Below are 11,658 nucleotides of genomic sequence, written 5' to 3' on the forward strand. Positions count from 1 at the left end.
CCCTCACTCGCGTCTTCACGCGCGCCTTCGGCACGCCGCCGTCCCGCTTCACGGCGAGCCACCGCCGACCGCGCTAAGGCTGTTCCCGTTCCTGTTCCCGCGCGTGGTGGCCCAGGGCGGCGCTGCGGCTGGTCGCCAGGTGGTGCAGGACGAGCTCCTGTACGCGCTCGACGTCGCGCTCCGCGATGGCCTGGTAGAGGGCCTCGTGTTCCAGCGCCACGCCCAGCAGGTCGTCGTGCTGGCCCATGAGCCACCGCAGCCGGCTGCGCAGGACGCGCTCGAGTTCGTTGAGCAGTTCGTTGGCCGCCAGGGAGATGACCGTCTGGTGGAAGTCGGCGGCGGCCCGCCGGGCCCGCACCGCGTCGTCCGCGCGGGCCGCCTCCAGTTCGGTGTCCACCGTGGCGCGGAGCTTCTCCAGCCCGGCCCGGGTGTGCCGCTGGGCGGCGAGACGGAACGCCAGGGTCTCCAGGCCCGACCGCACCTCGTCGAGATCGGCGATGTCGCTGGTGGTGAACTCCCGTACCACCGCCCAGGACCGGGGCCGCGGTGTCACCAGGCCTTCGGACACCAGGGTCTTGAGGGCCTCCCGGACGGGCAGCCGGCTCACGCCGAGCGCCTCGGCCAGTTCCCGTTCCACCAGGCGGCTGCCCGGCCTCCGCGCACCGTCGACGATCTCGTCACGCAGTCGCCGCGTGACCCGCTCGGACTCGGGCGTGAAGCCCTCTGACGCAGCCATCGCCGTCCTTCGTCTGTCTTCCCGTACCGGGCTCGCCGACCGCGCCGGTGCGGAGCGTCGGTCGGGCGGCCCGTCAGAATACCCCGCCGCCGGTGGGGCCGGTGGGGCCGGTGGGTGGCAGCCGCCGGGCTCGGGACGAGGGAGGAGGGACGGGATACGGCGGTCTCAGCCGGCCTTCGGGGGCCAGTTGACGATCTGCTTGGGACGCGGTCGCGCGTAGGTGCGCACCTTGGACGTGGACAGACCGAGCCGCACCAGTGACTCGGCGATCGTGACGGCGGCGGCGATCCCGTCCACCACGGGCGCACCGGTTCTTTCCGCCACGCGTTCGGCGAGACCGGCCATGCCTCCGCAGCCCAGGCAGATCACCTCCGCCCGGTCCTCCTCGACCGCACGGGCGGCCTGCTCGGTGATGGCGTCCACGGCGGCCTGTTCGTCCCGTTCGAGTTCCAGCACGGCGAGTCCGCTGGCGCGTACGGAGGCGCACCTGGCGCCCAGTCCGGCCACCTGCAGCCGCTCCTCGATGAGTGGCACCGTGCGGTCGAGGGTGGTGACGACGGAGTAGCGGCGGCCCAGGAACTGGGCGGTGCTCGCCGCGGCCTCGGTGATGTCGACGACGGGGACGTCGAGGAGTTCCTGCAGCCCTTCCCGGCCGTGTTCGCCGTACCCGGCCTGGATCACCGCGTCGAACGGTTCCGGGTGGGCCCGGACGGTCTCCATGACGGCGATCGCGGCGAGGTAGCTCTCGTAGTTGCCCTCGACGGACTCCGCGCCGAAGGCGGGCGTCAGGGCAACGATCTCGGTGCCGGGAGAGGCCGCGCCGGCCGCCTGCTTGCCGATCGCGTCGGTGATGGACTGCGTGGTGTTGACGTTGACCACGAGGATGCGCATGGGCGGGCCCTTCCGCTCGGGTGGGGTGTGACGCGGCGACGGCGGACCTACTCGGCGGCGACGGCGATGGCTTCGCCGTCCACGTCGCGGATCGGCGAGGCGCGGTCGGCGATGAGCGCGTAGAGCGCGGCGGCGATGAGCGCGCCGACGAACCAGGAGAACCCGGCCGCGGCGTGGAAGAAGGGCACCAGGGCGACGACGACGGCAATGGCGGCGCTCGGGACGAAGGCGGCGACCGCCCGCGGGTTGTAGCCGCGGCGGTAGTGGTACTCGGCGCCCGCTTCCTCGGTGTAGAGGGCCGGCACGTTCACCCGGGACTTCCTCAGCAGCCAGTAGTCCGCCATGATCACGCCGAAGAGGGGGCCGAGCAGGGCGCCGAGTCCACCGAGGAAGTAGTTGACGACGACGGGGCTGTTGTAGAGGTTCCAGGGTGTGATCACCAGCCCCAGGACCGCGCTCACCAGGCCGGCGCTGCGAAAGTCCAGCCGGTGCGGGAAGAGGTCGATCAGGGCGTAGATCGGCGCCACGAAGTTGGCCAGCAGGTTCACCGCCACCGTCAGGGCGATCAGGGCGAGCGAGGCGACGGCCAGCAGGAACATGTGGGGAATGGTCCTGACGATGTCCGTCGGGCTGGTGATGACGTGTCCGTCGAGAGAGAACTGGGCCCCGCTGAGGACCGCCACGATGCCGGCGAAGAAGAGCATGTTCACCGGGATGCCGACGACGTTGCCGCGGACGATGGAGCCGCGGCTCTTCGCGGACCGGGTGAAGTCGCAGAAGTTCAGGACGAACGTCCCGTAGATCACCACCCACAGGGCGGCGGCCTGCAGGACCTGGAGCCACATCGCGCCGCCGGTGAGCGGTTCACCGGTGGACAGGGAGATCGATCCGTCCGCCCGGACGAACATCCACACCGCGAGGGCGCACATGGTGAGCAGCGTCGTGGGCGCCGCGAAGGCCATGTAGCGGCGGATCATCTGCATCCCGTAGCTCACGATGAGCACTTGCAGGGCCCACAGGACCAGGAAGGTGATCCAGCCGAGCGTCGACTGACCGAGCAGGCTGTTCGTGTCCAGGCGGGCCAGGCCGGGGAACATCGCCACCAGCAGGGTGCTCAGTACCGCGGAGGCCAGGTAGGTCTGGATACCGAACCAGGCGATGGCGACGGCGCCCCGGACGGCGGCCGGGAGCTTGGCCCCTTTGACGCCGAACGCGATGCGGCTCATCACCGGGAAGGGGACGCCGGTCTTGTGCCCCATGAATCCGGACAGCGTGAGGAGCAGGAAGAGCAGGACCGACGCGAGTGCGAAGGCGGCGAGGATGCCCCACACGTTCAGTCCGAGGGCGAACAGCCCGATGGCGAACGCGTAGTTCCCGAGGCTGTGGACGTCGTTGGCCCAGAGCGTGAAGACGTTGTAGGCGCCCCAGCGCCGGCCTTCCCGCTTCGTCGGGGCCAGGTCGTACGTGTAGAGACCGGAGCCGGGAGCGGCGTCGCCGGCCTTCGCGGGAGAGCGGCGGTCTTCCAGGGCAGTCATACGGGACTCCTGGGATCAGGTGCGGGGAGTTGGAGAGTTCCACAAAGCGGAAGCGGCGTTCCGATGAACAGAACGTAGTTTTCGCCAAACAGCACCGTCAAGAGGTTCGCCGGAAAATGGAATACCATTTCTGGACCACCGGAGCGGGGTGGGCCGCTGTTGACGGCAGCGGGTGGACTTCCACGACCCCGTCCGCGTCGGCGGGGCGGTGCAGTACGTCAGTCCGTGCCTCGCGCACGGCGACCACACCCTGCGGATCCGGGTGGCGGGAGAGCACGACTCCCGGTCCGGGGCGTCCTTCGTGAGCGTCGACCGTGCCGAGGTCCACGTGAACTGACGCACCCGGCCGGCGGCCCCTCAGTGCCGCTCGTGGCCCTCCGTGCTCTCCCTCAGGACGAGCCGGTGGGCCACGATGCGGTCCTGGGGCGACAGCACGGCGAAACCGGCCCCGTCGCTCGCGCCGTCCGGTCCCGTCGCCTCCTCGATGCGGCGCTGGAGCAGTTGCACGGCGACCTTGGCCACCGCCGCCTTGTCGGGGGCCACCGTACTCAGCGTCGGTACGCTGAACCGCCCGCCCTCCACGTCGTCGAAGCCGATGACGGCGACGTCCCCGGGCACGCTGACGCCGTGCTCGTGCAGGGCGCGCAACGCGCCCAGCGCCAACTGGTCGTTGAGGCAGAGCAGTGCGTCGGGCCGCACGCCGTCCCGCAGCGCCCGCGCCACGGCCCGCGCGCCGTCGGGCATCCTGAAGGAACCGACCGGCAGCAGGGCGGCCGGGTCGTAGGCGATACCCGCTTCCGACAGGGCGGCACGGTAGCCGCGGGTGCGAGCCTCGGCCGTCCCCAGACCCGAGTCGTCACGCCCGCCGACGGCGAGGATGCGGCGCCGCCCGAGACCGATCAGGTGGGTCGTCGCCTCGCGCGCGGCCCTCTCGTTGTCTATGGCCACGTGGTCGGCGCCCTCCTCCAGCAGCTCGCCGAGCAGCACGGTGGGCGGGGCGCCCGCCCGGTCGCGCAGGTCGTCGGCGGTCAGGGCGAGCGGGCTCAGGATGATCCCGTCCACGAACGCGGAGCCGAAGCCGGCCAGTGCCGCCAGTTCATGGGCGCGGTCCGCCCCGGACTGATGGATCAGCACGGTCAGGGAGCACTGCTCGGCCTCGCGGATCACATGCCGGGCCAGCTCGGCGAAGTACGGGATGTCCAGTTCGGGGACGACGAGCGCGATGATGCCGGTGCGGCCCCTGCGCAGGTGGCGGCCGGCCAGGTTCACCCGGTAGCCGAGCTGCTCGATGGCCTCGCGCACCACCTGCCTGGTCCGGTCGGAGACGTGGGCGTAGTCGTTGATGACATTGGACACCGTCTTCTCCGACACACCCGCGTGACGTGCGACGTCCTTGATCCTGGGCCGTGCCACCGAGACCTCCCTGCCTCTTGCGCTGCCCGAGTCTATGTCCCGGCGCACGATCACCTCCAACCCAGGTCCCAGCTCTTTACAGCCAATGTACATCGATGTAAAAACTAGCCACCGCATCAGCGTCCGGCCGTCGAAAGGTCCGCGATGAGTTCCCGTTTGCCTGCCCAGGGGGTGCCGACCGCCTCCGACCCGGTACGCCGCCTCAGCCGCCGCCGGCTACTGCGTCACACCATGGCCGGAGCGGGAGCCCTGCTCGCCGCGGGCCCGCTGTCCGGCTGCGCCTCACCGGCCTCCGCCTCCGGCACCTCCTCGCTGAGCGTCTGGGACCTGTTCCAGGGCGGCGACGGCATGCTGATGGACGAGATGATCGAGGCCGTCTCCCAGGGTGCCGGGGACGCCAGGGGCTTCGAGGTGGACCGCACGATCCTCGACTGGGGGCCGTCGTACTACACCAAGCTCGCCATGTCCGCGGCCGGCGGCCGGGCCTCCGACGTGGCCGCCATGCACCTGTCCCGGCTGGCGGGCTACGCGCCCGGCGGCCTGGTGGACCCCTTCGACCTGGACCTGCTCGCCGAGTTCGGCGTCACGAGCGGGGACTTCACGCCCGCCGTCTGGGGGCGGACCCAGCTCGACGGCACGGTCTACGCGATCCCGCTCGACGTCCACCCCTTCATCGTCTTCTACGACCAGGAGGCCGCGGACGCCGCCGGCCTCCTGGACTCCTCGGGCGAGCTCGCCCCGATGGGCTCGCCCGAGGCCCTGCTGGACGCGGGCAAGGCCCTCGCCGAGGCGACGGGGGAGGCCGGCATCCTGTTCGGCCACGTCACCGACACCGCGCAGAACTGGCGCCTGTTCGCCGCCCTCTACGCGCAGACCGGCGCCGAGTTCACCCTGCCCGACGGCGGGCCCCCGCGGATCGACACCGACGCCGCCGTACGCGTCGTGACCTTCATGATGCAGCTCTTCGACGGCCGTACCAACCCCAACAACCTGGACTACAACAGCGCGCTGGCCGCCTTCACCAGCGGTCGCGGCGGCATGGCCATGCTGGGGGAGTGGGAGCTGCCGACGCTGAAGAAGACCGGTATCCCGCTGGGCGCCGCCTCCTTCCCCCAGGTCTTCGACGAACCGGCCGTCTACACCGACAGCCACAGCTTCGTCCTGCCCCACCAGGAGAACCCCGACCCCGCCCGGCGCCGCGAGGCCCACCGGTACGTCGCCGAGATACTCAAGCAGAGCCTCACCTGGGCGAGCGCCGGACACATCCCCGCCTACCAGCCCGTGCTCGCCGAGCCCGAGTACGCCGCCCTCACCCCGCAGTCCTCCTACGCCGACGCCGCGGAAGTGGCGGTGCTCGACCCGCCCAACTGGTTCGTCGGCGCCGGCTCGAACTTTCAGAACCGCATGTGCCAGCCGCTCCAGTCGGCGCTGCTGGGCAACACCTCCGCCGACAAGGCGGTGCGTCAGATGGTCCGCGAGGCGGACGCGCTGCTGCGGCAGCCCAACCCGGTGGCCTGAGAAGAGCCGAAGGAGTGAGAGACGTGACCACCACCGCACCCCTCGGCACCGAGGCGCAGACCGGCCCACCCGCCGCCGGCGCCGCGGGCCGCCGTCGCGGCACCCCGCGCCGGACGCGCACCACCCCGGGAGCCGGGTTCCTCTTCGTCCTGCCGTTCCTGCTCGTCTTCGGCCTCTTCATGGTGTGGCCGATCGTGCAGGGGCTGTGGATGAGCTTCACCGACAGCTCACTGGCCCTGCGCGACACGAGCTTCGTCGGCTTCGACAACTACGCCGAGGCCCTCGGCGATCCGGACGTGTGGAGCAGCCTCGGCAACACCGTCGTGTTCACCGTCATCTCCAGCGTGCCGCTGGTGCTGATCGCGCTGGCGATGGCGCTGCTGGTGCACAGCGGGCTCGCCGGGCAGTGGGCGTGGCGGCTGGCGTTCTTCGCCCCCTACCTGCTGCCGGTGACCGTGGTGACCCTCATCTGGACCTGGCTCTACCAGCCCGACCTGGGCCTCGGCAACCAGTTGCTCACCACGTTCGGACTGGAGCCGGTCGGCTGGCTGTCCGACGAGTCCGTCGCCATGTGGTCGGTCGCCGCCCTCACCGTCTGGTGGACGATCGGCTTCAACTTCCTGCTCTACCTCGCCGCCCTCCAGTCCCTGCCCCCGACCTTCGACGAGGCGGCGGCGCTCGACGGGGCCGGCGCCTGGCGCCGCCTGTGGTCCGTCACCCTGCCGCAACTGCGCAGGACGACCGTCCTGGTGGCCATGCTCCAGGTCCTCGCGTCGCTCAAGGTGTTCGACCAGATCTACATCCTCACCAAGGGCGGCCCCAACGGCTCGACCCGGCCCGTCCTGGAGTACGTCTACGACGTCGGCTTCACCGGCTACCGGCTCGGTTACGCCTCCGCCATCTCCTACCTCTTCTTCGCACTCGTCATCGTCGTCTCGCTCGTGCAGCTCCGCCTCTTCCGTCAGGAGGACTGACCGTGTCCGCAACCGCCACCACCGTCCGCACACGGCGCCGTCCACCCCGCGAAACGGCCGGCGCCCCCCTGCTCCTCGGCCACGGCCGGCTGCCCCGCGTCCTGGCCGGGGCGGCGCTCGCCGTCCTGGCGGCCCTGTGGCTGGTGCCGTTCCTGTGGGCGATCGTGACGTCGGCGCAGAGCGAGAAGGACGTCTCCACCCCCGGTCTGTCACCGTTCAAGGGCGCCTTCACCCTCGACGCCTACCAGCGGATACTCGAGCGCGGCAACGTGTCCGTCTGGGCCTTCAACAGCTTCCTGATCGCCGCACTGGTCACGCTGATCACGGTGGTGGTCTCCACCCTCGCGGCGTACGGCTTCTCGCGCGGCACCTTCCGCGGCCGTCGGGCGCTGCTCGCCGTCACCGTCGCCGCCATCATGATCCCGCCGCAACTGCTCGTCGTGCCGCTGTTCGAGCAGATGCTCCTGTTCAACCTGGTCGACACCTATGCGGCGGTCATCCTGCCCCAGGTCGTCGCCCCGATGATGGTGTTCATCCTCAAGCGGTTCTTCGACGGCATCCCCAAGGAACTGGAGGAGGCGGCCCGGATCGACGGCGCCCGCGAATTCCGCGTCTTCCGGTCGATCGTGCTGCCGCTCTCCCGGCCGATCGTGGCCGCCGTGGCGATCTTCGTCTTCATCGGGGCGTGGAACAACTTCATGTGGCCGTTCATCGTGACCAACGACCCGGACCTGATGACCCTCCCGGTGGGCCTGGCCACCGTGAAGGACGCCTACGGCATCCAGTACGCGCAGTCCATGGCGTCCGCCCTGCTGGCGGCCCTGCCGCTGATCGTGTTCTTCCTCCTCTTCCAGCGCCGCATCGTCAACTCCGTCGCCACCACCGGCCTCGGCGGTTCCTGACCCTCGTTCCACCCGCTGTAGACACGGGTCCGGCGCTCCCGCGCCGGCCCACCGATCGACTGGAGCATGTGTGCCCACTCACTCCGCACCGCGCCCGGAGTACCCGCGACCGCAGTTCGTGCGCCGCGACTGGCTCAACCTGAACGGCGCCTGGCAGTTCGAGACCGACCGGGGCGACAGCGGACTCGAGCGCGGCCTGCTCGACCGCGAGCTGCACGGCGAGATCCTCGTACCCTTCCCGCCCGAGTCCGAACTGTCCGGCATCGGGGACACCGACTTCCTGGAGGCCGTCTGGTACCGGCGCGCCCTCACCCTTCCGGCGGCCTGGGCCGGACGCCGCGTACTGCTGCACTTCGGCGCCGTCGACCACGACACCACCGTGTGGGCCGACGGCAAGGAGGTCGCCCGGCACCGCGGCGGCTTCACCCCCTTCACCGCCGACCTCGGCGACATCGCCGGGGCGGGGGAGGAGGTCGTCATCACCGTCCGCGCCCGCGACCCGAAGTCAGGCCCGCAGGCCCGCGGCAAGCAGGCCGTCGAGTACGCCAACCACGACTGCAACTACACCCGGGTGACAGGCATCTGGCAGACCGTCTGGCTGGAGCCCGTCCCCGACCTGCACCTGCGCCGCCCCCGGATCACCCCCGACCTGGCCGGCTCCGCCTTCCACCTCGAACTGCCGCTGTCCGGCAACCGGCCCGGACACCGGGTACGCGCCGTCCTGGCCGACGCCGGGGGCGAGGTGAGCCGCGCCGAGGCCCGCGCCGACCTGGACCTCGCCCCGCGCCTGCACCTGCCGGTGCCGGACGACCGGCGACGGGAGTGGGGCCCCGGCGACCCGCACCTGTACGACCTGCGTCTCGAGCTCCTCGACGCCGCCGGGCGGATCGTCGACAGCGCCCAGAGCTACGCCGGCCTGCGCGCCGTCGGCCTGCGCGGCAAGGCCGTCCTCCTCAACGGACGCCCGGTCTTCCAGCGCCTCGTCCTCGACCAGGGCTGGTACCCGGACGGGCTGATGACCGCTCCGACCGACGAGGCCCTGGTGCGCGACATCGAGCTGGCCATGGAAGCCGGCTTCAACGGGGCCCGACTGCACCAGAAGGTCTTCGAGGAGCGCTTCCTCTACCACGCCGACCGCCTCGGCTACCTGGTCTGGGGCGAGTTCGGCGACTGGGGCTGCGAGACGGGCGGCTCCTCCGGCGACAACCAGCGGCCCGACGCCTCCTACGTCGGCCAGTGGCTGGAGGCGCTCGAACGCGACTACTCGCACCCCTCGATCATCGGCTGGTGCCCGCTCAACGAGACCTACCAAAAGCTCCACGACCGCATCACGGTACTCGACGACGTGACCCGCGCGATGTTCCTGGCCACCAAGGCCATGGACACCACGCGGCCGGTCATCGACGCCTCCGGCTACGCCCACCGGGTCGCCGAGACCGACGTCTACGACTCCCACAACTACGAACAGGACCCGGCCGCCTTCCGGGAGCTGATGTCCGGCCTCGCCAAGGACGCCCCCTTCGTCAACGCGTACGAGAACGGCACCCCGTACTCCCGGCCCTACCGGGGTCAGCCGTACTTCGTCAGCGAGTTCGGCGGCATCTGGTGGGACCCCGAGGCGGCCGCCGACCGCTCCGGCGAGGACCGCACCGAGTCCTGGGGCTACGGCGAACGCGTCCGCGACGAGGCGGAGTTCCACGAGCGGTTCGCCGGTCTGACCGAAGTACTGCTGTCGGACCGCGGCATGTTCGGCTACTGCTACACGCAACTGACCGACGTCTTCCAGGAACAGAACGGCCTCTACCGCTTCGACCGGGGTCGCAAACTGGACATCGCGCGCATCCGTGCCGCCCAGCTACGCCCGGCCGCGATCGAGGAGGAGGAGCCGGAGCACCGGGCGTGACGGCCGGCGGTCCGGGCCCGCCACGGACCGCCCGCTCCGGCACCGCACCCCCTGAGCGATTCGCGCCGACTTGCGACGGTGTGCCGCCGGCCCGCCGTCGGCACCTCTCCGGAAGACTCGCAAATTCCTTAGCCCCCGCAGTGCTTGCATGGCTTCCACGAGGACGGCTCGTGAGAGCAGGCCGTGCGTCTCGTGGTCCGGCGGAGGGGCCGACGGTCCGGTCCCTCCGCCGGAGCGTGCGCATCTCGCCTCGGGTGCCGCCGCGTCCGGCCCGCGGATGCGGACCCCCACCCGACCGGTCCTCTCCGTGGCGGTGGAAAGAGGAAAGATGTCCAAGCGCGCACTGATCACCGGAATCACCGGGCAGGACGGCTCCTACCTGGCCGAGCACCTGCTGGGCCTCGGCTACCAGGTGTGGGGGCTCTGCCGGGGCCAGGCCAACCCGCGAAAGGACCGGACGGCGGAACTCATCCCCGGCCTGTCCTTCGTGGACGGCGACCTGATGGACCAGGGCAGCCTGGTCTCGGCGGTCGACCTGGTCCAGCCCGACGAGGTCTACAACCTGGGGGCCATCTCCTTCGTCCCCATGTCCTGGCAGCAACCCGAACTCGTCACCGAGGTCAACGGCACCGGCGTGCTGCGCATGCTGGAGGCCATCCGCATGGTCAGCGGACTCAGCAAGTCCTCCGGCGGCGCCGCCCGCGGCCAGATCCGCTTCTACCAAGCGTCCTCCTCCGAGATGTTCGGGCAGGTCGCCGAGAGCCCGCAGAGCGAGACGACCCGGTTCCACCCGCGCAGCCCGTACGGCGTGGCCAAGACCTTCGGGCACTACATCACCCGAAACTACCGCGAGTCCTTCGGGATGTACGGCGTGTCCGGCATCCTCTTCAACCACGAGTCACCGCGCCGCGGCGCCGAGTTCGTGACCCGCAAGATCACTCTGGCCGTGGCCCAGATCAAACTGGGCATGGCCGACAAACTCAGCCTCGGCAACCTGGACGCTGAGCGTGACTGGGGCTTCGCCGGCGACTACGTGCGCGCCATGCACCTGATGCTCCAGCAGGAGGAGCCCGGGGACTACGTCGTCGGCACCGGCCGGATGCACACGGTCCGGGACGCGGCCCGGATCGCCTTCGAACACGTGGGGCTGGACTGGCGGGACCACGTCGTCGTCGACCCGAACCTCGTGCGGCCCGCCGAGGTCGAGACCCTGTGCGCCGACTCCGGCAACGCCCGCCGGGAGCTGGGCTGGGAACCCGAGGCCGACTTCGAGCAGCTCATGCGCATGATGGTCGAGTCCGACCTGCGCCAGGCCTCCCGCGACCGGGACTACAGCCGACTGGTCGCCGCCGCCGGGAACTGGTAGGCCCGACGGCCCCACCGGGCCCGCGCCGGTAACCGGTAGGCCCGGCCGGGCCCGGGCCCCCGCACACACTAGGGAATTCCGCAGGCGTTCCCGCCGACACTGGGCGCATGGTCCGCGAAACCGTGTGTACGCCACCCGCACCGGGCGCCCGCTCCCGAGGAGCGGAGCCCCGTGCGGTGCCCGCGCGGTGCCGGGCCGGGGAACCGGCCCGGACCCGCGGCCCCCGGCGGGAGCCGCGGCCCGGCCGCCCCCGCGTGTGACCTTCCGCGCCGGTCCCGCCGCCGCCCCGGTGCCTCCCGCCACCGCCCCCCTCCTACCAGGATCCCGGTCGTCCCGGTGTCGAACGGCCGTCCCGAACATCCGGTGCCCACGCCGGACCACCAGCCGTCCGCCGGTCTTTTCCAGATGGGTTGCGTTGAA

General features: G+C 71.0%; 9 protein-coding genes and 1 pseudogene. 6 read left to right on the forward strand and 4 right to left on the reverse strand.

Annotation, left to right across the window (positions count from 1 at the left end; all coding sequences use genetic code 11):
* Positions 1-73 precede the first annotated feature (73 nt).
* The 3 genes from B1H29_RS34710 to B1H29_RS34720 form a co-directional block, all read right to left on the reverse strand.
* Entirely contained in the window at positions 74-736 is a 663-nt protein-coding gene (locus B1H29_RS34710) for a GntR family transcriptional regulator (RefSeq protein ID WP_055420180.1), read from the reverse strand.
* Positions 737-901: 165 nt separating this feature from the next.
* Positions 902-1,627: an aspartate/glutamate racemase family protein gene (locus B1H29_RS34715; RefSeq protein WP_055420179.1), complete on the reverse strand. Its 726-nt coding sequence runs from the start codon at positions 1,625-1,627 to the stop codon at positions 902-904.
* A 47-nt stretch (positions 1,628-1,674) separates the two neighbouring features.
* A complete protein-coding gene (locus tag B1H29_RS34720; protein WP_055420178.1) occupies positions 1,675-3,162 on the reverse strand; it encodes an NCS1 family nucleobase:cation symporter-1 in 1,488 nt (495 codons plus the stop codon).
* A 166-nt stretch (positions 3,163-3,328) separates the two neighbouring features.
* Here B1H29_RS34720 and B1H29_RS37775 point away from each other — a divergent pair.
* Positions 3,329-3,499 (forward strand): annotated as a pseudogene (locus B1H29_RS37775) (hydrolase); the annotation flags it as partial.
* A 20-nt stretch (positions 3,500-3,519) separates the two neighbouring features.
* Here the strand turns inward: B1H29_RS37775 and B1H29_RS34725 are convergent.
* A complete protein-coding gene (locus tag B1H29_RS34725; RefSeq protein WP_055420177.1) occupies positions 3,520-4,575 on the reverse strand; it encodes a LacI family DNA-binding transcriptional regulator in 1,056 nt (351 codons plus the stop codon).
* A gap of 144 nt (positions 4,576-4,719) precedes the next feature.
* On the opposite strand from B1H29_RS34725, the gene B1H29_RS34730 reads away from it, so the two are divergent.
* The 5 genes from B1H29_RS34730 (at position 4,720) to B1H29_RS34750 (ending at position 11,238) form a co-directional block, all read left to right on the forward strand.
* Positions 4,720-6,093: an extracellular solute-binding protein gene (locus tag B1H29_RS34730; protein ID WP_055420176.1), complete on the forward strand. Its 1,374-nt coding sequence runs from the start codon at positions 4,720-4,722 to the stop codon at positions 6,091-6,093.
* A gap of 23 nt (positions 6,094-6,116) precedes the next feature.
* Complete coding sequence (locus tag B1H29_RS34735) at positions 6,117-7,067, forward strand: carbohydrate ABC transporter permease (protein ID WP_055420175.1); 951 nt, start codon at positions 6,117-6,119, stop codon at positions 7,065-7,067.
* A gap of 2 nt (positions 7,068-7,069) precedes the next feature.
* Positions 7,070-7,969, forward strand: coding sequence for a carbohydrate ABC transporter permease (locus tag B1H29_RS34740; RefSeq protein WP_055420174.1), 900 nt, complete (start codon positions 7,070-7,072; stop codon positions 7,967-7,969).
* Positions 7,970-8,039: 70 nt separating this feature from the next.
* Positions 8,040-9,872, forward strand: a complete 1,833-nt coding sequence (locus tag B1H29_RS34745; protein WP_055420173.1) for a glycoside hydrolase family 2 protein — start codon at positions 8,040-8,042, stop codon at positions 9,870-9,872.
* Positions 9,873-10,200: 328 nt separating this feature from the next.
* Positions 10,201-11,238 (forward strand): GDP-mannose 4,6-dehydratase, encoded by a 1,038-nt coding sequence (locus B1H29_RS34750; protein ID WP_055420172.1) that lies wholly within the window; start codon positions 10,201-10,203, stop codon positions 11,236-11,238.
* Positions 11,239-11,658 lie beyond the last annotated feature (420 nt).

Origin of the sequence: Streptomyces pactum (assembly GCF_002005225.1) — a bacterium.
Lineage (GTDB): Bacteria > Actinomycetota > Actinomycetes > Streptomycetales > Streptomycetaceae > Streptomyces > Streptomyces pactum_A.

What these genes read in the sequence shown, in the direction of transcription:
- B1H29_RS34715 (WP_055420179.1), bottom strand. Translation starts at nt 1,627, where the DNA reads ATGCGCATCCTCGTGGTCAACGTCAACACCACGCAGTCCATCACCGAC.
- B1H29_RS34720 (WP_055420178.1), bottom strand. Translation starts at nt 3,162, where the DNA reads ATGACTGCCCTGGAAGACCGCCGCTCTCCCGCGAAGGCCGGCGACGCC.
- B1H29_RS34730 (WP_055420176.1), top strand. Translation starts at nt 4,720, where the DNA reads ATGAGTTCCCGTTTGCCTGCCCAGGGGGTGCCGACCGCCTCCGACCCG.
- B1H29_RS34710 (WP_055420180.1), bottom strand. Translation starts at nt 736, where the DNA reads ATGGCTGCGTCAGAGGGCTTCACGCCCGAGTCCGAGCGGGTCACGCGG.
- B1H29_RS34750 (WP_055420172.1), top strand. Translation starts at nt 10,201, where the DNA reads ATGTCCAAGCGCGCACTGATCACCGGAATCACCGGGCAGGACGGCTCC.